Consider the following 25,209-nt stretch of genomic DNA (forward strand, 5'->3'; position numbering starts at 1 on the left):
CTTCACAAGGTGGGGCGGCTTTGTCGTGCCGGCATGCACGCGCGAGGGCAGAGAAGTACCATGCCCGGATGGCGAAGCTCGACTACGCGTTCTTGGCGGAGTTCGCGTCGATTCAGAGCAACGGAACCTTGAACGCGATCGGCGCGAGCTACACCCACATCTCGGTCCCGATGACTCCGATGCAGCACTTCCTCTCGGTGGCTGGTCGTGTCAAGGCCAACCTAGGTGAGCCGCCGAACCAGCTGACCACGAGGGTGAAGGCGCCCAGTGGCATGCAGATGTCGTTCGACATGCAGCTCGTGGACCTGCCCAACGCACGACCCTACGGCGATCGGACGGGCCGTCTGTTCACGATCCAAGCTTTGATCCCGATCATGGCGACTGGACTAGTCGAGGTCTTCCTTGAGCTAGACGGCGTCGAGGTGCGGCGGCTGGCCTTCGACGTCGATGTTCAGCCGCTGACCGTCGAGTGAGGATCGTCGTGCTCCCGCACGCCCGTGATCGGATGGCGGAGCGCCAGGTCACCCAGCTCGACATCGTCAAAGCTTTACGCCATCATCACACGGAGAGGCAGACGCCGAAGGACAGCGTCCTCTATGTTGGCCCAGGATTGTCGGGGGATGACCTTAAGGTCTGGGTCAAGCTGCCAGGAATCACCAAAGAGCCCGTGGTTGTTAAGTCGGTAGCGTGGAAGGATTGAGAACATGCCGGAGCTTGCTATCACCGTGACCATCGACGTCACCGCCGACGCGGCGTACATCCGCTTCTGCCACGGCGACGTCGCGAAGACGGTCGAGGTTACCGACGAGATCCAGCTGGACGTCGACAAGTTCGGCATGGTGCTGGGTATCGAGATCCTCGATCTGACCACCGAGATCCCCTTCGCTCGCCTCAACACTGACTTCCACGTGCCGATCGACGCCGTCGAGGTGCTTCGCCAGATCCAGCCGAGCGTCTCGTTGTTCTTCAAGATCGGCCAGGGTGGCGATGGTTCCATGACCTCTACTGGCGTCCGGACGCCGGTGACCGTCTAGCTGCCCCAGCGTCCTCCCGCGACGTCACGAACCGCCCCATCCCTCGCCCAGCGCGAGCGGATGGGGCGGTTTTTGTCGGCGCCCGCCGCTACCGTCCCGGTCGTGAGGTACGAGCGCACCGGCCGCGGCCAGGAGGAACAGCTGGTCCTCGAGGTCACCCACTGCTCGGGATGCGGTGAGCCGTTCGAGCGCGGCCCGCTGTACACCCGGTCGTGGCGGAACTGCTGGTGCACGCCGGGGCTGCGGGGCCACACGATCCACTGCTGCCTCCGCCCCGACTGCCGAGCCCAGACGCCCGAGCCGGAGTGCCACGGGCACGTCAACGAAGGCGGGATCACGACGCACTGACGTGTTCAGGACGCGCGGCGCTGCCGCCCCCGCGAGTCCCGCAGTCGCCGAAGCCGGTTGATCGTCGGCCCCCACGCGAGCGCGACATCGGCCGGCGGGTCGTCCAGCAGCCGATTCACCGCCAGCCAGAAGCGGATCCCGGACAGGCCGAGCTCGACGGCTGCGGCCTGCTCGACCGACCCGCCGACGTCGACCCGCGACGCGACCTCGAGCAGGGTGGCGGGGGAGGGGAGCTGCGGCGTGGCCATGACCCGGACGGTGCCAGCAGGGTCTGACAGTTTCGGGCCGCGGTGAGATCAGGGACGTGTCACGGTGATGACGGCGATCCTCGTGGTGGCGATCCTGGGGATCTTCCAGCCGCAGATCAAGCAGGCGCTGTCGGGGATCCTCGACTCCGTCAGCGGCGGCGACAAGTAGCCGGACCGTGCCGACCCGGACCGGGCGCCGCGGCGACGACGCGGGGGCGGCCGTCGTCGAGTTCGTCATGATCTCGGTGCTGCTGCTCCTGCTGCTCTTCGGTGTCCTGCAGGTCGCCGTGTATTTCTACGCCCGCAACGTCGCCGCCGCCTCGGCCGCCGATGCTGCCCGGTACGCCGCGGCCGAGGATGTCTCGGCGGCGGCAGGGGCGCCGAGGGCCGAGCAGCTCATCGGTGACGGCCTGGACGACGCCGACGCGCGCGCGATCGACTGCCGTAGCGGGCAGACGCGCGACGCCGAGAGCGGGTTGGCCACCGTCACGGTGCAGTGCCGTGGCTACGTCCGGCTGCTCTTCACCCCGCTCGGCCTGCCGCTGACCGTCGACGTCACCTCGCGCGCCCTGAAGGAGGGGCGATGACGCCGGCCGCGCTCCTCGCCCGACGCGGTGGGAGCAGGGAGGACGACGGCAGCGCCATCATCGAGTTCGTCTTCGTGGCGGTAGTCATGCTGGTGCCGCTGGTCTACCTGATCGCCGCGGTGGCGGTCGCGCAGCGCACCAACCTCGCGGTGACGACCGCCGCCCGCGACGCCGGCCGCGCCTACGCGACAGCCGACACGCCCGCCGAGGCGCAGCGGCGAGCCGAGGTGGCAGTACGGCTCGCCCTCGACGACCAGGGCATCGACACCCGCGACGTCCGGTTCCGCGTGACGGCCGCGGCCGGCGACTGCGACGGCGAGCAGGTCAGCCCGTCCCTGCGGCCGGGCGCCGAGTTCGCCTTCTGCGTGATCCGCCGCGTCGAGCTGCCCGGCATCCCCTCCGTCCTCGCCGGCCGGGGCGTCACCAGCGTCGGACGCTATGTCGTCCACGTCGACGACTTCCGGGAGGCGCCCGGTGGACGCTGACCGCGACCGGGGGTCGACCATCCCGCTCATCCTCGGCTTCTTCGTCCTCGCGTTGCTGGTCGTGGCCGGCTCGGTCGCCCTCGGTCAGGCCTTCGTCGAACAGCGCGACCTGCAGTCCATCTGTGACGGCGCCGCCGCTGCGGCCGCCGCCGGTGGTGGCAGCCTCGACCGGGGCGACGGCGTCGGCAGCGGGGAGTCGCTGCAGTTCGCCGACGTCACCCACCAGGTCTCCCGCTATCTGGCCCGTGACGAGGCCCGTCGCGAGGTCCGGGTCCGGGCCGCCCTCTCCGACGACCGCACCCGCGTCACCCTGCGCTGCGAGCAGATCTTGCCGCTCACCTTCGGCGGCCTCTTCGGCCGCGGCGAGGTCCGGCACACGGCCGTCGCCTCAGCACGAGCTGCGGTGGTGGGGTAACAATGGCAGGCGTGGCTGAGCGCGTGATCGAGGTGGCAGCGGACGTCTTCCTGGTCCGCGGCACCGACGTCAATTTCTACCTGCTGCGCGACGGGGAGGCCGTCACCCTCGTCGACACCGGCTGGGCCGGTGATCGCCCGGCGCTGCTCGACTCACTCCGGGCGATCGGACGCGGCCCCCGCGACGTCGCGGCCATCCTCGTCACGCACGCGCACATCGACCACGTCGGCTCGGTCAACCACTTCCACACCGAGTACGGCACCCCCGCCTACTTCGACGGCGTCGAGGTGGCGCACGCCCGCCGCGAGTACCTCGAACAGGCCGGTCCCGCCGCCGTGGTCCGCAACCTCGGCCGGCGCGGCGTCCTCGGCTGGGCGGTACGGATCGCGCGCAAGGGCGGCCTCGCCGACATCACCGTTGCGCACGCCCGACGCCTTCCCGAAGGCGACGCCGACGGCGCCCTCGACCTGCCGGGGCGCCCGGTTCCGGTCCCCACCCACGGCCACACCTCCGGCCACAGCGCCTTCTACCTGCCCCAGGCCAAGGCGGTCATCACCGGGGACGGCCTCGTCACCGGTCACGCCGCCACCGGAGTGCGCGGACCGCACGTCCTCGGCGGGATGTTCGACCATTCGCCGGCCGAGGCGATCACCGCACTCGACGCGTTGGAGCCGCTGGACGCGGACCTCGTCCTGCCCGGCCATGGTGACGTGCACCGCGGACCGGTCGCCGAGGCCGCCGAGACCGCGCGCCGGCGCGCTATCGACGCCGCCATTCGCCGCGCGTGATCGCGTACTCGACCTCGCCCTGCTCGCTGCCCGGGATCGGCACCTCCTGCTCGTCGTGGAAGGTGCCCACGTAACTCAACCCCAGCCGCGCCATCACCGCGCGGGAGCCCTCGTTCACCGTCATCGTCTGGGCGTAGACGCGTTGCAGGCCGAGGTTGTCGAAGGCGTGACGCAGCAGCTCCTGCGACCCCTCCGTGGCCAGTCCGCGCCGCCAGAACTCCGGTCGCAGCCGGTAGCCGAGCTCGGCCTCGTCGGCGGGCGCGCCGTCCGGATCGAGCAGCCACCATCCGGTGAAGGCGCCGTCCAGCAGGCCCGCCCAGAAACCGAGGCCGGGACGCTGCCCCGACCGGCGCAGGCGCTGCGCATGCGTCGCGATCACCTCCTCACGACCGCGGGGCACGCCGCGCCCGAGGTAGCGCATGACCTCCGGCGAGGCGTCGAGTGCGATCTCGTCCTCGAGGTGCTCGTCGCCGAGCGGGACCAGGGTCAGCCGCGCGGTGTGCAGGACGGGCTGGGACACCTGGCCGAGGCTACCGATCAGGCGGTGGTCACCGTGATCGTCGGGTTCCCGCAGCTGCCGGCGTAGTTGCGCAGCGCCGACACCTCGCTGCTGTCGGCGGTGAGGCCCCAGCGCGTCTTCACCGCGACCCACGACTCGATGTAGGTGCAGTAGGCGCTGCTCGCCGGCGGCATCCACTCGGCCGGGTCCTTGTCGCCCTTGGCCTGGTTGACGTTGTCCGTCACCGCGACCAGCGTCCGGTCGTCTCCGAGGTCGTTGGCGTACGACTGCCGCCGCGACGCCGACCAGTCGTAGGCGCCGGAGGTCCAGGCCTCGGCCAGCGGCACGACGTGGTCGATGTCGACATCGGACTTGTCGGTCCAGTACGCCTCGTCGTAGTACGAGTACCACTTGCCGCCGGAGAGGGTGCACCCCGAACCCTTCGTCGGGGCGACGACCGCCTCGTCGAGCAGCACCTCCTCGCGGGTGTCGCAGCCGTCGCCGTCGGCGTCGACCCAGAGCTTGAAGAGGTCGCGGCTGTAGCCGCTGTGCGCGGTGTTCGAGACGGTGAGGTTGCTGATCATGGTGTTCAGCGGCTGGCTGACCGTGGCGGCCGAGGCCGGCGCGGCCAGTGCGAGCAGACCGGCGACAGCGGCGACGACGGCCAGCAGCACGGCAGGCACGGTGACGGGGGAGGCGGCGGGGCGGGAGCGGGGCACAGGGCACCTTCCGGGTCGGCGGCCACGGGGCCGGCGGGCAACTGGTCTAAACCACCACAGATCGGGCGTCGCGTCCAGTACCGTCAGGTGAACATGCGGCGATCTACGCTCTGATGCCGTGCCCCCCGATCCCGCGCCCTCCGCGCCACGCCTGATTGTCCTCAACGGACCGCCGGGTGCCGGCAAGTCGACGATCGCGCAGCGGCTCGCCGACGCGCACCCGATGCTGCTCAACCTCGAGATCGACCTGCTGCGCCGACAGCTGGGCGGCTGGAAGGCCGAGCCGTACGCCGCGGGGATGCGGGCGCGGGACCTCGCCCTGGACCTCGCCCGCAATCACCTGCGGGCGGGTTTCGACGTGGTGGTCGCCCAGTACCTGGGCCGCGGTGACTATCTGCGCTCGCTCGAGGCGGTCGCCAACGAGACCGGTGCCCGCTTCTTCGAGTTCGTCCTGCTCGACACCAAGGACGTCATGCGGGACCGCTTCCTCGCCCGCTCCGCCGCGGCCCGCGAACCTGCCCACGTCGACGCGCAGGAGCTGCTCGACCGGGTCGGCGGGCTGCGGCAGCTCGAGGCCATGTACGACCGGCTGCTGCTCGTCGTCGGCTCGCGTGAGACCGCGGTCGTCGTCCCCGCCCGCGAGGGCGCGGTGGACGAGACCTACGCCGCGATCGTCAGCCGGCTGAATTAGGGCGTGTCCGACAATCCCATGCTCTGCTGCGCGACGCCCGGGCACGCACGCTGCCGCGTTGTCGTCGTCGGCCGTAGCAGGCTACGACCGTCCTCCTCCGCCTTGCATCGCGCGCACCCGACCGCCGCTCGCGACGAGCGAGAATTGTCAGACACGCCCTAGATGTCCAGTTCCACGACCACCGGCGCGTGGTCGGAGGGGCCGGTTCCCTTGCGCGCGTCCCGGTCGACGTAGGCGTCGGTGACGGCGTCCGCGAGCTGTGCCGAGGCGTAGACGAGGTCGATGCGCATCCCCATGTTCTTGTGGAAGGCGCCGGCCCGGTAGTCCCAGTAGGTGTAGGGCGTGTCGTACTTCAGGGCCCGCGGCACCACGTCGCGCAGCCCGACCTCGCGCAGCCGGGTGAGAGCGTCACGTTCGGGGGCGGTGACGTGCGTGCTGGCGGCGAAGACGGCCGGATCCCAGACGTCGTCGTCGGTGGGCGCGATGTTGAAGTCACCCAGCACAGCGAAGGGTGCGGCCGGCACCTCCGCAGCGGCCGTCGTCCGCAGCGCCTCCAGCCAGCGCAGCTTGTAGTCGTAGTGCGGGTGGCCGACCTCGCGGCCGTTGGGGACGTAGACCGACCAGATGCGGACGCCATTGCAGGTCGCCCCCACCGCCCGCGGCTCGTGCGCCTCCAGCAGGGCGTCCTCGGGCTGGAAGCCGGGTTCGTCGACGAGGCCGCGGCGGACGTCCTCGATCCCGACACGGGAGAGGACGGCCACGCCGTTCCAGCGGCCGGTGCCATACACGGCGGCCTCGTAGCCGAGCGCGCCGATCTCGTCGGACGGGAAGCCGTCGGCGGAGGTCTTCAGCTCCTGCAGGCAGAGCACGTCCGGCTCGGCGCTGCTCAACCAGTCGAGCAGCCGTGGCAGTCGCGCACTGACCGAGTTGACGTTCCAGGTGGCGATACGCACGCCCCCGACTGTCCCACGGCGGTCAGTCGAGGTCTGCGGTGCTCTGGACCGGGCGGGGCATGACGACGGGAGCCATCAGCTGACGGCGACACGCCGAGCGGACCAGTTCGGCCCCGGCGACAGCGAGAACGAGCAGCGCGACGGCAAGCATGAGGGTCAGCACGACCATCCGATACCCGGCCCTCACCCGGCACAAACGCCGATGTGAGCTGCGACGGAACCGTTCGGTCATCGGGGAACGATCAGAGTATGCCGGGAAGTCCGGCACCAATCCTCGAAAGGCGGCGCGGTGTCGACGCTGCTGGCGCCGAACCGGCTGCTACCGGGGCCGACCGGGCGGCCGGTGGCCGTCCCGCCGCAGCGGCGAACCGGCCTCGTCGCGGTGGTCGTCGTCGTCACGCTGGTGGCTTTGCTGCTGCGCTGGCAGTGGCTGCGACACGGCTTCGCCCATCAGGTCTCGGACTACGACGAGGGCGTCTACTTCGGGTCGGCGCTGTCGCTGGTGGACGGTCGAGTGCCCTACCGGGACTTCGTCCTGGTCCACCCGCCGCTGATCACGATCGGGCTGTCGCCGATCGCGCTGCTGGCCGGACTCACCGGGACCGGAGTCGGGCTCGCCGTGGCGTCGCTGCTCACCGGTGTGGCCGGGGCGGCGTCGGTGCCGTTGACGGCACGGCTGGTCTGGCATCGCGGCGCCCGCGTCGTGGTGCCGGCGGTGCTGCTCGTCGCGCTGCAAGGCGACGCCATCGCCGGCAGCCGGACACTGCTGCTCGAGCCATGGGTGGTGCTGCTCTGCCTCGGCGGCATGACGCTGGCCTTCCGTGGCGACCACCCCGCCGGGGGACGACGCGCGGTGCTGGCCGGGGTGCTCCTCGGGCTGGCCTGCGCGACCAAGATCTGGGCGGTGGTGCCGCTGCTGGCGGTGGTCGCCGTCTGCTCGTCGCGCCGCCGGCGCCTGCTCGTCGGGGCTGCGTCCGGCTTCCTCGTCCCGGTGCTGCCCTTCGCCGCAGCGGCGCCGGGAGCCTTCGTCCACCAGGTCTTCTGGGACCAGATCGTCCGCTCCTCCCCGGCGCGGACGCCCGCGAGCTTCCGCCTCGTGCATCTCTTCGCCGCCGCGACACCCGACGGCAGCCAGGCGGCCACGGGGCAGCTGTGGCTGCGCGCGACGGCGGTGATCATCGCCGTCGCGCTTGGCGCCCTCGCCCTCAGCGGACTCAGGTCGGCGCCGCCGCTCGATCGGTTCGCCGCCCTCGCCGCGGCCCTCGTGGTGGCCATGCTCGCGGTGCCCGGCACCTTCTACTGGCACTACGCGGCCTTCGCGACGCCGTTCCTCGCCCTGGTCGCGTCGTTGGCGATCTCCCGGCTCGGTCGCCGCGCCGCACGGCTGTGGACCGCAGCCGTCATGGTCATGGCCGTTGCGCTCGCCGGCTTCGCCGTGCGTCAGCTGCTTGTCGACAGCGGTGCCATCGACGAGTACGCGGCCTTCACGGCCGTGGTCCCGCGGGATGCCTGCGTCGTCGCCACCATGCCGACCTTCACCGTGGCCAACGACCGGTACCGGGTCTCGGCGTCCTGCCCGCAGCTCGTCGATCCCTTCGGCTCCGCGCTCGCCTACGGTGACGGTCGCGCGCCGAGCTCGCGACCACCGACCGGGGCGCGGCTGGCCGAGGCGTGGCTGGCGGTGCTGCGGCACGCCGACTTCGTCTACGTCGACCGTCGCGAGACCCGCGTCATGCCGGTCAGCGGGCCGGTCGCCGACCTCATGCGCCGCGAGTTCCGGATCGTCAGGACCGCCGGTCTCAGCGGCACGCTCTACCGACGCGCCGGGTGATGTGGTGGTGACGGCGCCGGGGCTGCGACACCCTCGTCTGATGGACGTCATCGAACGGCTCCGCGAGATCTGCCTGGCGCTGCCCGAGGTCCAGGAGCGTCACAGCCACGGCAGCCCGTCCTGGTTCGTCCGGGGCAGCAAGCAGTTCGTCTCCGCCGACGACCACCATCACGGGGTCGCCCATCGCGGCTTCTGGTGTTCGGCTCCGGCCGGGGTCCAGCAGGAGCTGGTGGCCGAGGACCCGGCCCGCTTCTTCCGGCCGCCCTACGTCGGACACCGCGGCTGGCTGGGGGTGCGCCTCGAGGGCGACGGTCTGCCGACCCCCGACTGGGACGAGGTCACCGAGATCGTCCGCGACGCCTACCGCTGCGTCGCGCCGAAGACGCTCGCGGCGGGGCTGGACTGAGCACCGGCGCGTAGGCTGACCGGTCGTGGACGTCCCGGCCGAGCTCAAGGAACTGTCCGCGACCCTCACCAACATCGAGGCGGTCGTGGACCTGGACGCGCTGCGGCGCGAGATCGCGGACCTCGAGGTCGAGGCGTCCGAGCCCACGCTGTGGGACGACGCGGAGAACGCCCAGCGAGTGACCTCGCGGCTCTCGTCGGTGCAGGCGGAGGTCCGCCGCACCGAGGAGTTGCGCCGCCGCCTCGACGACACCAGCACGCTGTGGGACCTCGCCGAGGAGATGGACGACGCCGACTCGCGCGCCGAGGCCGAGGTCGAGATCGCCGGGCTGCGGCGTGCCGTCGACGAGCTCGAGGTCCGGACCCTGCTCTCGGGTCAGTACGACTCCCGCGAGGCGCTGATGACGATCCGCGCCGAGGCCGGGGGTGTGGATGCCGCCGACTTCGCCGAGATGCTGCTGCGCATGTACGCCCGCTGGGCGGAGCGCCACCACTACCCGATCGAGGCCCTCGACACCTCCTACGCCGAGGAGGCCGGCATCAAGTCGGCCACCATCCAGGTCAAGGCGCCGTACGCCTACGGCACCCTCTCGGTCGAGCAGGGGACGCACCGCCTGGTCCGCATCAGCCCCTTCGACAACCAGGGCCGCCGGCAGACCAGCTTCGTCGGCGTCGAGGTGCTCCCGGTCGTCGAGCAGAGCGACCACGTCGATATCGCCGACGACGATCTGCGCGTCGACGTCTACCGCAGCTCGGGCAAGGGCGGTCAGGGCGTCAACACGACGGACTCGGCCGTCCGCCTCACCCACCTGCCCACCGGCATCGTCGTCACCTGTCAGAACGAGCGGTCGCAGATCCAGAACCGCGCCTCGGCTATGGCGGTGTTGCAGTCCAAGCTGCTGGAGCGGCGCCGCGAGGAGGAGCAGAGCGCCCTCGACGCGCTCAAGGACGGCAGCAACAGCTGGGGCAATCAGATGCGCAACTACGTGCTGCACCCCTACCAGATGGTCAAGGACGTCCGCACCGAGTACGAGGTCGGCAACCCGCAGGCGGTGCTGGACGGCGACATCGACGGCTTCATCGAGGCCGGCATCCGCTGGCGCAAGGCCGCCGAGTCCACCTCCGCGTGATCGTCAGCGCCTGATCGTCACCGCAGCAGCAGGACATCCAGCCGGCGCGCGGTGATCGTCAGCCCGACCACGACCATGCCGACGAAGTAGGCGGCGTGGCCGAGCAGGCCCCAGGTCAGATAGCCGGCGTTCAGCGAGCGCAGCAGCTGGATGGCGTGGTGCAGCGGCAGGCACTCGACCACGATCTGCAGCCATCGCGGGTAGACCGAGAGGTCGTAGAAGGTGCCGCTGAAGAGGAAGAGTGGCAGCGTCGCCAGCTGGACGTAGTCGAGCTGGTTCACCGTCTGCAGCCACGTCGTCGCGGCCATCCCCACCGCGGCGAAGCCGAAGGCGATGAGCAGCGCGGACGGCAGGAGCAGCACCGCCCACCACGAGCCGAAGAGCCCGAGCACGGCCATGACGATCATGAAGCCGGCCGCGTAGAGCCCGCCGCGGATGAGCGCCCAGCCGATCTCGCCGAGGGCGACGTCCAGGGGTCCGAGCGAGGTCGCCAGCATCGAGTCGTAGAGCTTGGCGAACTTCATCTTGAAGAAGACGTTCATCGTCGAGTCGTAGATCGCGCCGTTCATGGCCGAGGTGGCCAGCAGGGCCGGGGCCAGGAACGCGGTGTAGCTCAGCACCTGCCCGCCGGGGCCGACGACCGTGCCGACGAGGCCCTTCAGTCCGGTGCCGAGGGCGAAGAGGTAGAGCACCGGCTCGACGAAACCGGTGAGGATGAGCAGCCAGTTCCGCCGGTACACCCGCACCGCGCGCTCCAGCACGATGTGGGCGCGTCCGGCGTAGACACTGCCCGGCAGCAGCCGCAGCGGCGTGCCGATACGGGACGAGGTCATCTGCTCATCCCCGCTGGACCCGCACCGCGAAGCGCCAGCGGGCCAGCGCCGTGCCGACGACCAGCCACACCAGCAGATAACCGACGTGGCCGAGCGCGGCCCACCCGCCCAGATGTCCCAGGGCCGCGCCTCGGCAGAGCTCGATGCCGTGCCAGAGGGGCGAGACGAAGGCCAGGACCTCACCCCACGCCGGCAGCCGGTCGACCGGATAGAAGGTCCCCGAGAAGAGGAACATCGGTGTCACCACGAACCGGAACAGCACGTTGAAGGCCTGCCCCTCGCTGCGGATCGTCGCCGCGAGCGCGGCCACCGGCGCGGCGAAGGCGAGAGCGGTGAGGACGGCGGCCGGGATGGCCAGCAGCACCCACCAGCGCCGGACCCCGCCGAACGCGGCGATGATCGCGAGGTAGACGATCGCGTTCGCCGCCTGTCGCAGCGCGATGCCCAGCAGGACGCCGTCGGAGAGCTGCCGCGGCGTCAGCGGTGTCGCGGCGATGCCGTGGTAGTTCCGGACCCACTTGAAGCCGGCCATCACCGGGAAGGCGGCGTCGGAGGCCGCGACCTGCAGGGCCGACACGGCGAGGAACGCCGGCGCGACGAAGTCCAGGTAGGGCACGCCGAGGCTGTTGCCGCCGTCGTCCACCAGCGTGCCGAGCCCCACCCCGAGCGCAAGGACGAACGCCACCGGCGTCACCACCCCGACGATGATCGCGTTCTTCCAGTAACCCTTGAGCCGAAGCAGGTTCAGCTCCAGGATGCTGAACGCCGACGCGCGGGGGAGGGCCTCAGTCGACAAGGGTGCGCCCTGTGAGCCGGAGGAAGACGTCCTCGAGTGTCGACCGCCGGACGAGGGAGGCGACCGGGGTGATGCCGTGCTCGTGGGTGGCCCGCAGAGCGGCGTCGCCGTCGTGGACGTAGAGCAGCACGCGATCGGGCAGCGTCTCCACCCGCTCGCCGTCGCCGTCGATCAGCATGGCGAGCTTCTCGGCGGCGGCCTCGTTGTCACCCGGCCGGAAGCGCAGCTCCGCGACCTCGCGGGTGGAGTGATCGGCGATCAGCGAGGCGGGTGAGCCCTCGGCCACGATGCGGCCGCCGTCCATGACGACGAGGCGGTCGCAGAGCTGTTCGGCCTCGTCCATGTAGTGCGTGGTGAGGACGAGCGTCACGCCTTCCTGCTTGAGGCGGTAGAGCCGGTCCCAGAGCACGTGCCGCGCCTGCGGGTCCAGGCCGGTGGTCGGCTCGTCCAGCAGCAGCAGTTCGGGCTGGTTGATCAACGACCTCGCGATGGTCAGCCGGCGCTTCATGCCTCCGGAGAGGGGCTCCACCTTCGAGTCGGCGCGGTCGGCGAGCTGGGCGAAGTCGAGCAGCTCGTCCACCCGGGGTCGCAGCACCTTGCGCGGCAGGCCGAAGTAGCGGCCGTAGACGAAGAGGTTGTCCCGGACGGAGAGCTCCAGGTCGAGGGTGTCCTGCTGCGGGACCACGCCGAGCCGCGCGCGGATCCGCGGCCCGTCCGTGGCCGGATCGAGGCCGAGGATGCGCAGCCGGCCCGACGTCACCGGGGCGACGCAGCCGATCATCCGCATCGTGGAGCTCTTGCCGGCGCCGTTGGGGCCGAGGAAACCGAACGCCTCGCCACGCTCGACCCGGACGTCGATGGCGTCCACCGCGGTGAAGGCGTCGAAGGTCTTGGTGAGCGCGGTCGCCTCGATCATCGGCGACCCGGGGCTGCGCTCGTCGTTCACAGCTCGACGCTAGCAACCGGGGCGGACAACGAATTTCCGCTGACACGATCCTGTGCTCGCCCCGCACGCCTACCCGGCACTTAGATAACGGAGCGGTAAACTTCACCGCCGTGATCAGCCATAGCAGGAGCGGCGTGTGATTCAGCTCGACCAGGTCAGCAAGGTGTACCCGGCCGGGGCCCGGCCGGCCCTGGACTCGGTGACGATCGACATCGCCAAGGGGGAGTTCGTCTTCCTCATCGGCGCCTCGGGCTCGGGGAAGTCCACGGTGCTGCGCCTGCTGCTGCGCGAGGAGCTCGCCACCACCGGCTCGGTGATCGTCGACAGCCGCAACGTCGGCAAGATCTCCCAGCGCAAGGTGCCGGAGCTGCGGCGCCGCATCGGCTGCGTCTTCCAGGACTTCCGCCTGCTGCCGAAGAAGAACGTCTACGACAACGTCGCCTTCGCCCTCGAGGTGATCAACAAGTCGCCCAAGGCGATCCGGCGGACCGTCCCCGAGGTGCTGGACCTCGTCGGCCTCACCGGCAAGGCGCAGCGCATGCCCACCGAGCTCTCCGGTGGTGAGCAGCAGCGGGTGGCGATCGCCCGTGCCTTCGTGAACCGTCCGCTGGTGCTGCTGGCCGACGAGCCCACCGGCAACCTCGACCCCGACACCAGCCAGGGCATCATGAGCCTGCTCGAGCGCATCAACCGCACGGGCACGACGGTCGTCATGGCCACCCACGACAACAACATCGTCGACGCGATGCGCCGCCGGGTCATCGAGCTCGACAACGGCAAGGTCATCCGCGATCAGAACCGTGGCGTCTACGGTGTCGGCCGCTGAGTGCAGCCGCGGCAACGGCCCCTGCGGTGCCATGACGCGCACCGTCCCCGAGCAGTGAGGAAGTAATGCGCGCCAACTTCGTGTTGTCCGGTGTCTGGGAAGGCATCCGGCGCAACCTCTCCATGACGATCGCGCTCATCCTGAACACGGTCATCCTGTTGACGTTCGTCTCGACGGCGATCCTCGCCAACCGCGAGATCGACCGGTTCAGCGACACCTACGAGGGCCGGCTCAACGTCTCGGTGTACCTCTGCGGGAAGTTCAGCAAGGCCCCCTGCGACGGCGTGACGACGGCCGCCGAGACGCAGGCGCTCAAGCAGAAGATCGAGTCCTACCCGGCCGTCCGGAGCGTCAGCTACGTCTCGGAGGCCAAGCAGTTCCAGCGGGCTCGGGACACCGCTCCGGCCAACGCGCGGCAGTTCCTGCAGCAGGGCACCTTCCCGGCGTCGTTCACCGTCAAGCTGAAGGACATCGCCAAGGACTACGTCCCCTTCCGCAACGCCTTCGCCAACCAGCCCCAGATCTCCGGCATCTCGAATCAGGTGGCGGCGATCCAGACCCTGCTCGACATCCTGGACAGCCTCCGCACGGCCTCGATCGTGGTGGCCCTGGTCGTCCTGCTCGCCGCCATCCTGCTCATCGCGAACACCATCCAGGTGGCGGCGGCACAGCGGAAGAACGAGACCAGCATCATGCGGCTGGTCGGAGCGTCGCGCTGGATGACGGAGCTGCCCTTCATCCTCGAGACCATCGTGGCGACGGTGGTGGGCGCCCTCGCCTCCTTCGGCATGGTGGCGGTGGGCAAGTACTTCCTGCTCAACCGCGTCTTCGCCGGTCAGGTCGAGAGCGGCGTCATCCCGGACCTCACCGCCAACGACCTGCTGGTCGCCAGCGGTGTCAGCCTCATCGGCGGCGTCGTGCTCGCCGGCCTCACCGCGTTTGCGACCTTGCGCCTGTACGTCAAGCTGTAAGGATGCCTGCCGCCACCGCCAAGTCCAGCAATCGGCAGGACGCCCGCAAGTTCATCGCGCAGAACCGCAAGGCCCGGCACGACTACTCCGTCCTCGACGTCTTCGAGGCGGGAGTCGTCCTCACCGGCACCGAGGTCAAGTCGCTGCGGCTCGGTCGGGCGTCCCTCGTCGACGGCTTCGCCACCATCGACGACGGCGAGGTCTTCCTCCGCAACATCCACATTCCCGAGTACGAGCAGGGGAGCTGGACGAACCACGAGCCCCGCCGTGTCCGCAAGCTGTTGCTGCATCGGGCAGAGATCGAACGCCTCGTCGGCAAGACCCGCGAGACCGGGCTGACGCTGGTCCCGCTGTCGATCTACTTCTCCGGCGGCAAGGTGAAGGTCGAGCTCGCCCTGGTGCGCGGCAAGCGCAGCTACGACAAGCGGCAGGACCTGGCCAAGCGGGACGCCGACCGCGAGGTCGCACGCGCCATGGGCCGCCGGGTGAAGGGCATGGATTGAGCGACGTCCGGGAGTTCCGGCAGCGCCTCGGCCTGCCGGGGCTCGTGGACATCCACACCCACTTCATGCCCGACCGGGTGCACGCGGCGGTGTGGACGTACTTCGACGAGGTCGAGGCCAGTTTCGGCAAGGCCTGGCCGATCCACTACCGCGAGCCGGTCGAGCGACGGGTCGAGATCCTGCACGAGCTCGGCGTCGAGCACTTCACCGCGCTGCTGTACCCGCACAAGCCCGGCATGGCCGAGTCGCTGTGCCGCTGGGCCCGCGAGTTCGGCGAGCGGACGTCGGGTTGCGTTCCGTCCGGCACCTTCTACCCCGAGCCGTCGGCGGCGCGGTACGTCCGCGAGGCGCTGGAGGCCGGCACCCGGGTCTTCAAGGCTCATGTCCAGGTCGGCGATTACGACCCGCGCGAGGACCTGCTCGACCCCGTCTGGGGGATGCTTGCCGAGTCGGCCGTGCCCGTGGTGGTCCACTGCGGCAGCGGTCCGATGCCGGGGCGGCACACCGGACCCGGTCCCTTCGGCGACGTCCTTGCCCGCCACCCTCGGCTCACCGCGGTGATCGCCCACTGCGGGGCGCCGGAGTACGCCGAGCACCTGGACCTCGTCGAGCGGTACCCGAACGTGCACGTCGACACCACCATGGTGGGGACGGCGTACCTCGACGACATCGCCCCGCTGGACGCTCGTTCCGTCGCGCGGTTGGGCGAGATGGGGGACCGGGTGGTGCTCGGCAGCGACTTCCCGAACATCCCGTACGCCTACGGCGAGCAGTTGGCCGCGCTGGAGTCGTGGGGTCACGGCGACGACTGGCTGCGAGCCGTCTGCCGGACGAACGGCGCCCGGCTACTCGGTCTCTGACTCCTCCGACGGGCCGATGTTGACGAGCCAGCTCGTGCCGAACCTGTCGGTGCAGGCGCCGAAGTGGTCGCCCCACGGTGCCGGGCTGAGTTCCTCGTGGACGGTGGCGCCGACCTTGAGCTTCTCCCAGTAGCCGCGCAGCGCGTCCCCGGCGCGGCCGGAGAGCGAGAGGGAGACGTCCTCGCCATGCGTCGTCTCGTGGCCGGGCGGGCTGTCGGAGACCATGATGACGAAGCCGGCGTCGGTGGTGAGCTGCGCGTGCATGACCTTGTCACCGAATCCTTCGATGGGCATCCCGCCCTGGTCGAAGGTCATCAGGTCCACCGACCCGCCGAAGACGTCCCGGTAGAAGTCCACGACCTCGCGGGCGTCGCCGGGACGGTGCAGGTACGGGTTGAGCTGCTGCGTCACGAGATGTCTCCCTTGCCGTCGCCGGGTAGGCTTGCAGGGTTCCACACGAGGGGGTGAATGGTCTCGACTCCGGTCGTCGAGACAGGGGAAGCGGGCCGAGGACCGCATTGCTGACCTCGTTAAAAAAGCGATGCACAACAAAATAAGCGCCGATTCTCATCGCGCTGACTTCGCTCTCGCTGCCTAAGTAGCCGAGCAAGTCTGTCAGCCCGGGTTCGTCACCGACCCGGATCCTGGCATCAGCTAGGTGACTCACCGTCCGCCCCGGTCGCGGGGACGGACGGGAAAACTCACAGCGACTGGGCCTGTCACGACGTCTCGTGTGCGTGATCGTCGGGGCCGAGTAGAGGCAGAGCACACTGCGCCCGGAGAAGCCCTGTTGAAGCGGCGGAGGACGCGGGTTCGATTCCCGCCACCTCCACCTCGAGACACGTCGGCCCCGCTGCCTCGCAGCGGGGCCGACGTCGTGGGAGGCGATGGTCGCCGTCGGCGGTAACGTCACCATTCCACGACCTTCGGGGAGCCCGCATGCGCAGCCGTACGGATCTGTTCAACCTGCCCGCTCGCATTGCCGGGGCCGGGGCGGACGTCACGCTCGCGCTGGCCAACCTGCTCGGCCCGGACGGTCTCATCGGCAAGCTCGAGAAGATGGCGCGGGATCCCGAGAGTCCGCTGGGGCGCCTCAACGCGCTGGCCAAGGCGGCGGCGCCGAACCGGCCGCTGGGCCGCGCCATCGCCCCCGGCGGCATGCTCGACCGCGTCCTGGACGAGAACGGCCCGCTGGAGCGGATCATGCGCGAGGGCGGTCCGCTGGAGCGGCTGCTCGCCCCGGACGGCCCCTTCGAGCAGCTCGTCTCGCCCGAGGGTCCGCTGGAGCGTTTGGTCGCGCCGGGCGGCGCGCTGGACCGGATCACCCAACCCGGCGGGCTGCTGGACCGGCTGCTCGACGACGGCGGCGTCGTCGACCGCCTGCTCGAAGAGGGCGGCTTCGTCGACAAGCTCGTCGCACCCGGCGGGACGCTCGACCAGCTCGTGGCGCTCGGCCCGAAGATCGAGGCTCTCATCCCGCGGCTGGATCAGGTCACCGAGGCGGTGCCGCAGCTCAGCGCCTCCATCGACGTCATGGCCGACTCGGTGGGGCCGCTCGCCGACCTGGCCAATCGGTTCCCCGGCCGCCGCAAGAACTCCACCTCTTAAGCGTTTTTGGCGCCCGGCTTGGTATCCCAAGCCAGGGCGCCAAAACCGGAAGAAGCTACAGCGAGACGGCCTCGGTGCGACGCAGCGCCTCGCGAGCCTGCTCGGCGAAGCCGTCGCGGGCCACGATGTCGTAGCGACCGGCGACGAAGGTCCGGGTGGAGGCGAAGCTGCGCTTGCCCTTGAGTGCCGACTGGGTGGCGAAGGCAAGGCCCGCGCCCACCGCGGCACCGATGAGCATGGTCGACAGGATGGTGGCCGACGCCGCCGCCCCGGTACCGAAGAGGGAGAAGAGCAGGCCCACGAACAGGCCCATCCAGACACCCTGCGACGCGCCGGCCAGCGCGGCCCGCCCTCGGGTCAGCTTGCCGGCGACGCGCTCGACGATGCGGACGTCGGAGCCCACGATGTCCAGGTGCTCGACGGGGAAGCCGTTGCCGGCGAGCTTGGTGATGGTGGCCTGCGCCTGCTCGTAGTCGTCGTAGCCGGCCACCGTGTTCCACGCGAGGAACGCGGAGTCGTAACGGGGTGCCATCGGGCCGGTCATGATGATCGTCTCCTTGGGAGGTCGTCGTCGGCGTCCTGCCGACATCTCCTTTATCCCGGAGCGCACTGAGCTCGGCCTGTGTTCGACCCTGGCGAAAGCTGTGAAGAGGTCAACCGGCGACGGTGGCGTCCACGTGTCCCAGGACGATGGCCTCGTAGTCGTCCAGCAAACGGGAGAGATCCTTGAGGTCCAGCGGTGCCTGCAGCTGCTGCCAGCCGACCAGCATGCTGAGCCCCATCAGGGCCAGCCGGTCGGCCCGTCGGCCACGGCCGAGCAAGGGAGCGACGACGGCCCGGATGGCGGCGAGCCGGTCGGCGTCCACCCGGCTCTGGACCGCCGCGACCGCCTCGTTGACATGCGCCCAGGCGCGGATCGCCCGCTCGGCGTCGTGCGGCAGGTCCAGGGCCATCTTCTTGATCGTCCGCACCCGCGTCACGGGGTCGGACTCGGCCTCGACGGTCGTGGCGAGGCGCTGCGTCTTCTCGTGCTCCCAGTGCCGCAGCAGCTCGTCGACGAAGGCGTCCCAGTTGCCGAAGTAGTGGTAGAACGACCCGGTCGTGACCCCGATGCTGCGGCAGAGCAGACCGATCTTGAGCTCGCCGTGGCCGCGCGCGGCCAGCAGGTCGAGCGCGGCGCCGAAGTAGTCGTCGCGCGTGACCACGAGCCGCACTAGAACACCCGGCGCATCAGCGCTTCCTTGATCTTGGTGAACGGCGGGTACGCCAGCGACGGGTCGGGGCGGGTCGACTTGCGGAGCACGGCCTTGCGGTGGCTGAAGGTCTGGAAGCCCCAGGAGCCGTGGTACGCGCCGGTGCCGCTGACGCCGACGCCGCCGAAGGGCAGCTCGGGGACGAGCAGGTGGTACATCAGCTGGTTGATGACCATGCCGCCGCTGCTGATCTCGTTCAGCACGCGCTCCTCGTCCTCGCGCTTCTCGCTGAACAGGTAGCAGGCCAGCGGCTTGCTGCCCTGCTGCACGTGCGCGATCGCGTCGTCGAGGGAGTCGACCGTGACGATGGGCAGCACCGGGCCGAAGATCTCCTGCCGCATCACCTCGGAGTTGCCGTCGGGGTCGACGACGACGGTGAGCTCGGCCCGCTTGCCGGCGGCGTCGATGGTGCCGCCGCGGACGGTGGTCCCGCCCGCGCCCTCGACCAGGCCGGCGAGCCGGGCCGCGTGCCGCTCGCTCACCACGGGAAGGGTGCTGTCGTAGGACTGTGCGTCGATGGCCTTCGTCAGCTCGGCGACGAAGCGGTCCCGTACCGAGCGGTGGACGAGGACGTAGTCCGGGGCGATGCAGGTCTGGCCCGAGTTCAGCAGCTTGCCGAAGGCGACGCGGCGGGCCGCCACCGGGATGTTCGCGTCCGCGGTGATGATCGCGGGGCTCTTGCCGCCGAGCTCCAGCGTCACCGGGGTGAGGTGCTTGGCCGCGGCGGCCATGACGATCTTGCCGACCTCCGGGCTGCCGGTGAAGAGACAGTGGTCGAAGCCCTGGTCCAGCAGCTCGTGCGTCTCGTCGACGGCGCCCTCGACGACGGCGACGGCGTCGGTGTCCAGGTACTGCGGCAGCAGCCGGGCCATCGCCGCCGAGGACGCCGGTGCCAGCTCCGACGGCTTGACGACGACACAGTTGCCGGCGGCGAGCGCCGACAGCACGGGCACCAGGCCGAGGTAGAGGGGGTAGTTCCACGGCACGATCACCAGCACGACGCCGAGTGGTTCGTACTGGTACCAGGCCTTGCCCGGCTGCACGCCGAGCGGCACCGGCACGCGCGTCGGGCGCATCCAGCTGCGCAGGTGCTTGATGGCGTGCTTGGCCTCGGCGGTGACCGGGGCCAGGTCGGCCAGCCACGCCTCGACCCGCGGGCGGCCGAGGTCCATGCGCAGCGCCTCGACCAGCTCGGACTCCCGCTCGGCGATGAGGCGCTGCATGGCCTCGAGCTGCTTGATGCGCCATTCGATCGGCTTGGTGCGGCCGCTGCGGAAGGTGGCGCGCAGGTGCGCGACGGTGTCCGGGATACCGCGGGCGGCGACGCGTGACGTGGTGGTCATGGCGGTCACCGTACGCCCTACGGGCGAGGAACACAGGGCTTCAAACGTAGCGTGCTCTATGTTACGTTCCGGCCGCAGGTCGCCGTCCGTCGGAAGGAGGTGCAGGTGCCAGCCCACGTGGTCGTCGTCGGCGCCTCCCTGGCCGGTCTGCGCGCGGTCGAGGCGGCGCGGCGTGCCGATCCGTCGCTGCGCATCACCCTCGTCGGGGCCGAGCCGCACCTGCCCTACGACCGGCCGCCGCTGTCGAAGGAGCTGCTGGCGCCGGCGGCCCAGCGGGAGCAGACCACCTTCCGCACCGAGTCCGAGCTCGTTGACGATCTCGGCGTGGAGCTGCGCCTCGGCACGCCTGCGACGGCGCTGGACACCGCCGACCGCGTCGTCACGGTCGGCGACGAGCCAATCGGCTACGACCGCCTCGTCATCGCCACCGGGTCCCGGCCCCGCACCCTGCCGGGGACCGAGGGCCTGGCCGGTGTCCACACGCTGCGACGGATCGAGGACGCCCACGCGATCCGCGCCGCCCTGGACGCCGGCGCGCGGACCGTCGTCCTCGGCGGCGGCTTCATCGGCGCGGAGGTGGCCTCCGCCGCGCGGGCCCGCGGTATGGACGTCACCGTTGTCGAAGCCCAGCCGACGCCGCTGGTCCGGGCGGTGGGGGAGGCCGCCGGTGGCGTGCTGGCCGGACTGCATGCGCAACACGGCACCACCCTGCTGACGTCGGTGAGCGTCGCTGCCGTCGAGGGGGACGGCCGGGTCGAGCAGGTACGCCTCACCGACGGCACCCTGCTGCCCGCCGATCTCGTCGTGGTGGGCGTCGGGGCCGACCCCGTCACCGAGTGGCTCGGCGACAGCGGACTCACCATCGACGACGGGGTGGTCTGCGACGAGACGCTGCGTGCCGGCGCGGCGGAGTGGGCAGCCGGTGACGTCGCCCGCTGGTCGCATCCGACGCTCGGTACCGAGCTGCGGGTCGAGCACTGGACCAACGCCGCCGAACAGGGGACGCGGGCCGGACGCCACGCGGCCGACCCCGACGCGGCCGAGCCGTACGCGTCGGTGCCCTACTTCTGGTCGGACTGGTACAGCTCGCGCATCCAGTTCGCGGGGCAGCCGTCCGACGAGCTGCACCTGGTGTGGGGCGACCTCGCCGGCGATCACTGGCTCGCGCTCTACCGGCGCGGCGACCGCCTCGGCGGCGTCCTCGCCCGGAACGGACAGCGGGTCGTCATGCGCCTGCGTCGGCTCGTCGGCGGCGCCTGGCAGGACGCGCTCGATGCCGCTGCCGCTCTCCCGCCGCGAACCCCGGAACAGGAGTCGTGATCATGGACCGCGCCTACTCCGAGACCGACGTCTCGTCCACCGCCTTCTGGTCGAAGAGCGCAGCCGAGCGGGAACAACATTTTGCGCAGCTCCGCGCGAACGAGCCCATCAGCTGGCAGCGTCCCGCCGACGGCGGTCTCATGCCCGCCGAGGACGACGACGGCTTCTGGGCGGTCACCCGGCATGCCGACATCACCGAGGTGAGCCATCACCCCGAGCTCTTCTGCTCCGGGCAGGGCGTGCAGCTGGAGAACATCCCCGAGATGTTCCTGGAGGCCACCCAGTCGTTCCTGGCGATGGACGCGCCGCGGCACACCTCGCTGCGCAAGCTGGTGAGCTCGGCCTTCACGCCCAAGCGGGTCCGCACCATCGAGGAGCAGATCCGAAGCCAGGCGACGCGGATCGTCGACGACCTGCTCGCCACGGGTGACTGCGACTTCGTCCACGAGGTGTCGATGCGGCTGCCGATGTGGACGATCTACGAGATGGTGGGCCTGCCCGCCGAGGAGCAGGAGCCGGTGGCGCGAGCGGCGGATCTGCTGGTGTCGAGCAACGACGACACGGTCCGGGGCGAGCTGGACCCGCTCGAACTCGTCAACGACGCCACGCAGACCCTCATCGTTGCCGGACTGGATCTCGCGGAGAGCCGCCGCGTCGCGCCGCGGGACGACCTGATGACCGCACTCGTGCAGGCCGAGGTGGACGGCGAGACGCTCACCGACGAGGAGATCAGCGCCTTCTTCGTGCTGCTGTCGGTGGCCGGCAACGACACCACCCGCAACACCATCAGCCACACCATGCTGGCGCTGCAGCAGCACCCGGAGCAGCGGTCCTGGCTGCTGGAGGACTTCGACGGCCGTATCGGCACCGCCACCGACGAGTTCGTCCGTTGGGCCAGTCCGGTCCTCACCTTCAAGCGGGTGGCGGTCGCCGACACCGTCCTCGCCGGACAGCCGGTGGCGGCCGGTGAGAAGGTCGTCATGATGTACGCCTCCGGCAACCGGGACGAGACGGTCTTCGAGCGGCCCTGCGCCTTCGATCTGTCCCGCAAGCCGAACCGGCACGTCGGTTTCGGTGGTGGTGGTCCGCACTTCTGCATGGGCGCGAACCTGGCCAAGGCGCAGCTGCGCGCCATCGTCGGCGAGCTGCTGCAGCGGGTGCCCGGTCTGGAACTTGGCGAACCCAAGTACCTCGTCAGCAACTTCGTCCACGGCGTGAAGTCCATGCCGTGCCGCGTCAAGGGAGCCTGAGCCATGCCGTCGTTCACCACGCCGGACGACCTGCGCCGCTACGTCGGTGGCATCTTCGAGCGGGCACTGGCCGACGCCACGCTCGGGCCGAAGCTCGTCGCCACCGGCACCGTGCTGAAGGTGGTGACGACCGAGCCCGACGCGGTGCTGCTGCTGGACCTGCCGAACAGGACGGTGTCGCTCGGCAGCAACGACGACCCGGCCGACGCCACGATGCGGATGACCTCCGATGTCGCCAACCGCTTCTGGCAGGGCAAGATCAACATGCCGGTCGCCATGGCGCGCAAACAGGTCAGGGTCGACGGGAAGGTGGGCTCCCTGCTCAAACTGGTGCCCTCGACCAAGCAGCTCTTCCCCGCCTACGTCGAGCTGCTGCGGCAGGACGGTCGCGACGACCTGCTGGTGAGCTCGTGAGCGTGACCGCCGAGGTCCGGGACGGCGTCGCCGTCCTGCGGCTGGACAACGGCACGCGCCGCAACCCCATCGACCTGGCGATGGCCACCGCACTCGGCGACGCCGTCGAGGCGCTCGCCGACGACGTCGGCGCGGTGGTGCTGCTCGCCGCGGGTGACCACTTCTGCGTCGGCGGCGACGTCCGCGCCATGCACGCCGCCGCGAACCCCGGTGCCGCGGTACGGCAGCTCGCCGACGAGTTCCACCGCACGGTACGACGGCTGCCCGAGCTGCCGCCGGTGGTCGTCGGCGTCCGTGGCTGGGCCGCCGGGGCCGGGATGAGCCTGGTGCTGGCCTGCGACATCGTCGTCGCGGGCACCGGCGCCACGTTCCGTCCCGCCTACCCGGGCATCGGCGCGACACCGGACGGCGGGATGTCCTGGACCCTGCCCCGCATCGTCGGCGAGCGCCGGGCCCGCTCACTGCTGCTGCGCAACGCCGCCCTCACCGCTGACGAGGCGCTCGCCGTCGGCATCGTGGACGAGGTCGTCGCCGACGCCGAGGCGGACCAGCGTGCCCTCGACCTCGCCCGCACGCTCGCCGCCGGACCCCGCGACGCGCTGCGGCGGGGCAAGCGCCTCGTCGCCGCCGGCGCTACCCGGACGCTCGCCGAGCAGCTGGACTACGAGGCGGAGTCGATCTCCGAGTGCATCGCGGCGCCGGACGGGCGTGAGGGCGTCGCGGCCTTCGTCGAACGCCGATCGCCGTCCTTCGGCGGGGGCTGACCGACCCGCCGCCAGCCGATCACCACGCCGGCCAGGCTCAGCAGCAGGACACCGTAGGTGAGCGGGGCCGTCGCGCTCGCCGGGGCACCGGGGATCGACAGTCCCGCCTCGACCACGCTCAACCCGACCAGGATCACCAGCGCCCGGCCGCGGACGAACGGCAGCAGGCAGACCATCCCCCACAGCGCGTACCAGGGGTAGGTCACCGGCGCGAGGAACGCCACCGCCAGCAGTCCCCAGCCGAGCGAGACAGCGGGGTGGCGCCGCCGGAAGGTCAGCAGCAGGACGATCAGCACCGCCACCGCGGCCAGGGCGCCGAGGGCGGTGACCACCGTCTTCGCCGTGGGGGAGACGGCATTGGCGAGCGCGGCGAGGTGGCCCGTCACCGAGGAGGTCGGGTCCCCCTTGCCGGGCGTGCTCAGATTCCGCAGCCAGCCCCAGCCGTCCGGGACGGCCAGGCTCACCGCCACCACCGTCACGGCGGCGACGGCGGCGTCGAGCGGGATCGTCCGGCGGCCGCGGCCGGAGCGGGCATGCCAGCAGGCGATCGCGACCACCCCGAGGAAGGCCGGCGCCTTCACCAGGCCGGCCAGGCAGGCCAGGACCACCGCGAGCCACCAGCGGCTCCGCTGCCCGGCGAGCAGCGCGGCGACGAGCAGCGCGCACATCAGTGCCTCGACGTGTGCGCCGGAGAGCGCGTGCACCAGCACCACCGGATTGAGTCCGACCAGCACGAGCACCTGAGCTCGCCGGTCCCCGGCCAGCTGGACCGCGCACCAGGCCAGCGCCACCGTCGCCAGCACCGCCACCACCCGGAAGACGAGGATGGCCGTGACCGGAGTGCCTGCCGCCCCTGCCAGCCACTGGACCGCCGCGGTGAACGGACCGTACGGGCTGGGGGAGTCGCGCCAGCGCGGGTCGACGGCGGCGAGGGCGCGTGCCGCGTCGGCCCCCGGCACGCCGGCCAGCGACGACGGTCCGTCGCGATAGAGACTGCCGCCGTGGTGAGCCACCAGGCTCTGCGCGGCGTAGGCATAGACGTCCTTGCTCACCGCCGGCGGTCCGAGTGCCAGCGGCAGCGCCCACGACCCGCCGAGGAGCCAACCCTGCCGCTCACCCAGCACCCCGCGACGGACCAGCAACAACGCCGCCAACCACGAGACCGACAGCCCGGTGATCCCGACCCAGAGCAGCACGCCCCACAGCGAGGTGCGGCCGTCGACCCAGCCGCGGTCTGCGACCAGGCCGAACCACCGGGTGGGCGGGACGGAGGTCCCGGTGTACGCCCGTCCCGCCGCCACCGCGGTGAGCGCTGCCGCGACGAACCCGGCGACGCCGAGCAGCGGCACGGCGCGGCGGGACGTCGTCACGCTCGCCGATGCTACGGCC

34 protein-coding genes and 1 other RNA gene are annotated in these 25,209 nt (G+C 70.8%); 22 read left to right on the forward strand and 13 right to left on the reverse strand.

All coding sequences use genetic code 11. The features are described from left to right. Positions 1 to 68 precede the first annotated feature (68 nt). The 4 genes from AC0NZQ_RS09935 (at position 69) to AC0NZQ_RS09950 (ending at position 1,382) form a co-directional block, all read left to right on the forward strand. A complete protein-coding gene (locus AC0NZQ_RS09935) occupies positions 69 to 473 on the forward strand; it encodes a DUF6941 family protein (protein WP_474529661.1) in 405 nt (134 codons plus the stop codon). A gap of 8 nt (positions 474 to 481) precedes the next feature. After that, positions 482 to 700 (forward strand): DUF4258 domain-containing protein, encoded by a 219-nt coding sequence (locus AC0NZQ_RS09940; protein WP_474531361.1) that lies wholly within the window; start codon positions 482 to 484, stop codon positions 698 to 700. Positions 701 to 704: 4 nt separating this feature from the next. Further along, positions 705 to 1,034 (forward strand): DUF2283 domain-containing protein, encoded by a 330-nt coding sequence (locus tag AC0NZQ_RS09945; protein WP_474529662.1) that lies wholly within the window; start codon positions 705 to 707, stop codon positions 1,032 to 1,034. Between the two features lie 102 nt (positions 1,035 to 1,136). Beyond that, positions 1,137 to 1,382, forward strand: coding sequence for a hypothetical protein (locus AC0NZQ_RS09950; RefSeq protein ID WP_474529663.1), 246 nt, complete (start codon positions 1,137 to 1,139; stop codon positions 1,380 to 1,382). 5 nt (positions 1,383 to 1,387) lie between these two features. On the opposite strand, the gene AC0NZQ_RS09955 is transcribed toward AC0NZQ_RS09950, so the two are convergent. Beyond that, positions 1,388 to 1,630, reverse strand: a complete 243-nt coding sequence (locus AC0NZQ_RS09955) for a DUF3263 domain-containing protein (protein WP_474529664.1) — start codon at positions 1,628 to 1,630, stop codon at positions 1,388 to 1,390. A gap of 176 nt (positions 1,631 to 1,806) precedes the next feature. Between AC0NZQ_RS09955 and AC0NZQ_RS09960 the strand changes: the two genes are divergently transcribed. The 4 genes from AC0NZQ_RS09960 to AC0NZQ_RS09975 are packed head-to-tail and all read left to right on the forward strand — an operon-like array spanning position 1,807 to position 3,905. Continuing rightward, positions 1,807 to 2,217 (forward strand): TadE/TadG family type IV pilus assembly protein, encoded by a 411-nt coding sequence (locus AC0NZQ_RS09960; RefSeq protein ID WP_474529665.1) that lies wholly within the window; start codon positions 1,807 to 1,809, stop codon positions 2,215 to 2,217. Beyond that, entirely contained in the window at positions 2,214 to 2,702 is a 489-nt protein-coding gene (locus AC0NZQ_RS09965; RefSeq protein WP_474529666.1) for a TadE/TadG family type IV pilus assembly protein, read from the forward strand. Before AC0NZQ_RS09960 ends, AC0NZQ_RS09965 begins: the two co-directional genes overlap by 4 nt. Then, positions 2,692 to 3,117 carry a pilus assembly protein TadG-related protein gene (locus AC0NZQ_RS09970; protein ID WP_474529667.1) on the forward strand — a complete coding sequence of 142 codons (426 nt, stop codon included), beginning with the start codon at positions 2,692 to 2,694 and terminating at the stop codon, positions 3,115 to 3,117. Before AC0NZQ_RS09965 ends, AC0NZQ_RS09970 begins: the two co-directional genes overlap by 11 nt. Before the next feature lie 11 nt (positions 3,118 to 3,128). Continuing rightward, positions 3,129 to 3,905: an MBL fold metallo-hydrolase gene (locus AC0NZQ_RS09975; RefSeq protein ID WP_474529668.1), complete on the forward strand. Its 777-nt coding sequence runs from the start codon at positions 3,129 to 3,131 to the stop codon at positions 3,903 to 3,905. Here the strand turns inward: AC0NZQ_RS09975 and AC0NZQ_RS09980 are convergent. Both AC0NZQ_RS09980 and AC0NZQ_RS09985 read right to left on the reverse strand, forming a co-directional pair. Further along, entirely contained in the window at positions 3,877 to 4,425 is a 549-nt protein-coding gene (locus tag AC0NZQ_RS09980) for a GNAT family N-acetyltransferase (protein WP_474529669.1), read from the reverse strand. The genes AC0NZQ_RS09975 and AC0NZQ_RS09980 overlap by 29 nt on opposite strands. Before the next feature lie 17 nt (positions 4,426 to 4,442). Next, positions 4,443 to 5,123 (reverse strand): HNH endonuclease family protein, encoded by a 681-nt coding sequence (locus AC0NZQ_RS09985; RefSeq protein WP_474529670.1) that lies wholly within the window; start codon positions 5,121 to 5,123, stop codon positions 4,443 to 4,445. A 118-nt stretch (positions 5,124 to 5,241) separates the two neighbouring features. On the opposite strand from AC0NZQ_RS09985, the gene AC0NZQ_RS09990 reads away from it, so the two are divergent. Then, positions 5,242 to 5,814 carry an AAA family ATPase gene (locus tag AC0NZQ_RS09990; RefSeq protein ID WP_474529671.1) on the forward strand — a complete coding sequence of 191 codons (573 nt, stop codon included), beginning with the start codon at positions 5,242 to 5,244 and terminating at the stop codon, positions 5,812 to 5,814. A gap of 158 nt (positions 5,815 to 5,972) precedes the next feature. On the opposite strand, the gene AC0NZQ_RS09995 is transcribed toward AC0NZQ_RS09990, so the two are convergent. Together AC0NZQ_RS09995 and AC0NZQ_RS10000 are read right to left on the reverse strand one after the other, a co-directional pair. Further along, complete coding sequence (locus AC0NZQ_RS09995; RefSeq protein WP_474529672.1) at positions 5,973 to 6,767, reverse strand: exodeoxyribonuclease III; 795 nt, start codon at positions 6,765 to 6,767, stop codon at positions 5,973 to 5,975. A gap of 22 nt (positions 6,768 to 6,789) precedes the next feature. Next, complete coding sequence (locus tag AC0NZQ_RS10000) at positions 6,790 to 6,999, reverse strand: hypothetical protein (RefSeq protein ID WP_474529673.1); 210 nt, start codon at positions 6,997 to 6,999, stop codon at positions 6,790 to 6,792. Positions 7,000 to 7,056: 57 nt separating this feature from the next. Between AC0NZQ_RS10000 and AC0NZQ_RS10005 the strand changes: the two genes are divergently transcribed. From AC0NZQ_RS10005 to prfB, 3 genes are read left to right on the forward strand one after another with little or no spacing between them, the layout of a single operon-like run. Beyond that, positions 7,057 to 8,598: a glycosyltransferase 87 family protein gene (locus tag AC0NZQ_RS10005; RefSeq protein WP_474529674.1), complete on the forward strand. Its 1,542-nt coding sequence runs from the start codon at positions 7,057 to 7,059 to the stop codon at positions 8,596 to 8,598. A 40-nt stretch (positions 8,599 to 8,638) separates the two neighbouring features. Further along, complete coding sequence (locus AC0NZQ_RS10010) at positions 8,639 to 9,004, forward strand: MmcQ/YjbR family DNA-binding protein (protein ID WP_474529675.1); 366 nt, start codon at positions 8,639 to 8,641, stop codon at positions 9,002 to 9,004. A 25-nt stretch (positions 9,005 to 9,029) separates the two neighbouring features. Continuing rightward, the gene (gene prfB / locus AC0NZQ_RS10015; protein WP_474529676.1) at positions 9,030 to 10,133 is read left to right on the forward strand and encodes a peptide chain release factor 2; all 1,104 of its coding nucleotides are present in this window, start codon (positions 9,030 to 9,032) and stop codon (positions 10,131 to 10,133) included. A gap of 17 nt (positions 10,134 to 10,150) precedes the next feature. On the opposite strand, the gene AC0NZQ_RS10020 is transcribed toward prfB, so the two are convergent. From AC0NZQ_RS10020 to AC0NZQ_RS10030, 3 genes are read right to left on the reverse strand one after another with little or no spacing between them, the layout of a single operon-like run. After that, complete coding sequence (locus AC0NZQ_RS10020) at positions 10,151 to 10,966, reverse strand: ABC transporter permease (RefSeq protein ID WP_474529677.1); 816 nt, start codon at positions 10,964 to 10,966, stop codon at positions 10,151 to 10,153. A 4-nt stretch (positions 10,967 to 10,970) separates the two neighbouring features. Beyond that, positions 10,971 to 11,762 (reverse strand): ABC transporter permease, encoded by a 792-nt coding sequence (locus AC0NZQ_RS10025; protein WP_474529678.1) that lies wholly within the window; start codon positions 11,760 to 11,762, stop codon positions 10,971 to 10,973. Beyond that, entirely contained in the window at positions 11,752 to 12,678 is a 927-nt protein-coding gene (locus AC0NZQ_RS10030; protein ID WP_474531362.1) for an ABC transporter ATP-binding protein, read from the reverse strand. The genes AC0NZQ_RS10025 and AC0NZQ_RS10030 overlap by 11 nt, the downstream gene beginning before the upstream one ends. Positions 12,679 to 12,844: 166 nt before the next feature. Between AC0NZQ_RS10030 and ftsE the strand changes: the two genes are divergently transcribed. The 4 genes from ftsE (at position 12,845) to AC0NZQ_RS10050 (ending at position 15,868) form a co-directional block, all read left to right on the forward strand. Then, entirely contained in the window at positions 12,845 to 13,534 is a 690-nt protein-coding gene (gene ftsE / locus AC0NZQ_RS10035) for a cell division ATP-binding protein FtsE (protein WP_474529679.1), read from the forward strand. Positions 13,535 to 13,599: 65 nt separating this feature from the next. Then, entirely contained in the window at positions 13,600 to 14,505 is a 906-nt protein-coding gene (gene ftsX / locus AC0NZQ_RS10040) for a permease-like cell division protein FtsX (RefSeq protein ID WP_474529680.1), read from the forward strand. A 2-nt stretch (positions 14,506 to 14,507) separates the two neighbouring features. After that, positions 14,508 to 15,008 carry an SsrA-binding protein SmpB gene (gene smpB / locus AC0NZQ_RS10045; RefSeq protein WP_474529681.1) on the forward strand — a complete coding sequence of 167 codons (501 nt, stop codon included), beginning with the start codon at positions 14,508 to 14,510 and terminating at the stop codon, positions 15,006 to 15,008. Continuing rightward, the gene (locus tag AC0NZQ_RS10050; RefSeq protein WP_474529682.1) at positions 15,005 to 15,868 is read left to right on the forward strand and encodes an amidohydrolase family protein; all 864 of its coding nucleotides are present in this window, start codon (positions 15,005 to 15,007) and stop codon (positions 15,866 to 15,868) included. Before smpB ends, AC0NZQ_RS10050 begins: the two co-directional genes overlap by 4 nt. On the opposite strand, the gene AC0NZQ_RS10055 is transcribed toward AC0NZQ_RS10050, so the two are convergent. Beyond that, positions 15,854 to 16,279: a VOC family protein gene (locus AC0NZQ_RS10055; RefSeq protein ID WP_474529683.1), complete on the reverse strand. Its 426-nt coding sequence runs from the start codon at positions 16,277 to 16,279 to the stop codon at positions 15,854 to 15,856. The two genes, AC0NZQ_RS10050 and AC0NZQ_RS10055, sit on opposite strands and share 15 nt — an antisense overlap. Before the next feature lie 49 nt (positions 16,280 to 16,328). Between AC0NZQ_RS10055 and ssrA the strand changes: the two genes are divergently transcribed. Continuing rightward, positions 16,329 to 16,703, forward strand: a transfer-messenger RNA (tmRNA) gene (gene ssrA / locus AC0NZQ_RS10060). Between the two features lie 104 nt (positions 16,704 to 16,807). Beyond that, positions 16,808 to 17,476, forward strand: coding sequence for an ABC transporter (locus tag AC0NZQ_RS10065; RefSeq protein ID WP_474529684.1), 669 nt, complete (start codon positions 16,808 to 16,810; stop codon positions 17,474 to 17,476). 55 nt (positions 17,477 to 17,531) lie between these two features. Here AC0NZQ_RS10065 and AC0NZQ_RS10070 read toward each other — a convergent pair whose 3' ends face one another. The 3 genes from AC0NZQ_RS10070 to AC0NZQ_RS10080 all read right to left on the reverse strand — a co-directional run bounded on the left by AC0NZQ_RS10070 (position 17,532) and on the right by AC0NZQ_RS10080 (position 20,072). Then, positions 17,532 to 18,020, reverse strand: coding sequence for a YflT domain-containing protein (locus AC0NZQ_RS10070; RefSeq protein ID WP_474529685.1), 489 nt, complete (start codon positions 18,018 to 18,020; stop codon positions 17,532 to 17,534). Between the two features lie 109 nt (positions 18,021 to 18,129). Continuing rightward, on the reverse strand, positions 18,130 to 18,681 hold the full coding sequence (locus AC0NZQ_RS10075; RefSeq protein ID WP_474529686.1) for a TetR/AcrR family transcriptional regulator: 552 nt from the start codon (positions 18,679 to 18,681) through the stop codon (positions 18,130 to 18,132). Between the two features lie 8 nt (positions 18,682 to 18,689). After that, complete coding sequence (locus AC0NZQ_RS10080; protein ID WP_474529687.1) at positions 18,690 to 20,072, reverse strand: aldehyde dehydrogenase family protein; 1,383 nt, start codon at positions 20,070 to 20,072, stop codon at positions 18,690 to 18,692. Between the two features lie 105 nt (positions 20,073 to 20,177). Here AC0NZQ_RS10080 and AC0NZQ_RS10085 point away from each other — a divergent pair, with 105 nt between their 5' ends. The 4 genes from AC0NZQ_RS10085 to AC0NZQ_RS10100 are packed head-to-tail and all read left to right on the forward strand — an operon-like array spanning position 20,178 to position 23,820. Next, complete coding sequence (locus AC0NZQ_RS10085) at positions 20,178 to 21,392, forward strand: NAD(P)/FAD-dependent oxidoreductase (RefSeq protein WP_474529688.1); 1,215 nt, start codon at positions 20,178 to 20,180, stop codon at positions 21,390 to 21,392. Between the two features lie 2 nt (positions 21,393 to 21,394). Beyond that, the gene (locus AC0NZQ_RS10090) at positions 21,395 to 22,642 is read left to right on the forward strand and encodes a cytochrome P450 (RefSeq protein ID WP_474531363.1); all 1,248 of its coding nucleotides are present in this window, start codon (positions 21,395 to 21,397) and stop codon (positions 22,640 to 22,642) included. A gap of 3 nt (positions 22,643 to 22,645) precedes the next feature. Continuing rightward, positions 22,646 to 23,056: an SCP2 sterol-binding domain-containing protein gene (locus tag AC0NZQ_RS10095; protein ID WP_474529689.1), complete on the forward strand. Its 411-nt coding sequence runs from the start codon at positions 22,646 to 22,648 to the stop codon at positions 23,054 to 23,056. Further along, the gene (locus tag AC0NZQ_RS10100) at positions 23,053 to 23,820 is read left to right on the forward strand and encodes an enoyl-CoA hydratase/isomerase family protein (RefSeq protein ID WP_474529690.1); all 768 of its coding nucleotides are present in this window, start codon (positions 23,053 to 23,055) and stop codon (positions 23,818 to 23,820) included. The genes AC0NZQ_RS10095 and AC0NZQ_RS10100 overlap by 4 nt, the downstream gene beginning before the upstream one ends. On the opposite strand, the gene mptB is transcribed toward AC0NZQ_RS10100, so the two are convergent. After that, positions 23,718 to 25,190: a polyprenol phosphomannose-dependent alpha 1,6 mannosyltransferase MptB gene (gene mptB / locus AC0NZQ_RS10105; RefSeq protein ID WP_474529691.1), complete on the reverse strand. Its 1,473-nt coding sequence runs from the start codon at positions 25,188 to 25,190 to the stop codon at positions 23,718 to 23,720. The genes AC0NZQ_RS10100 and mptB overlap by 103 nt on opposite strands. Positions 25,191 to 25,209: the final 19 nt, after the last annotated feature.

It is taken from the genome of Jatrophihabitans sp. sgz311053, from assembly GCF_056135305.1.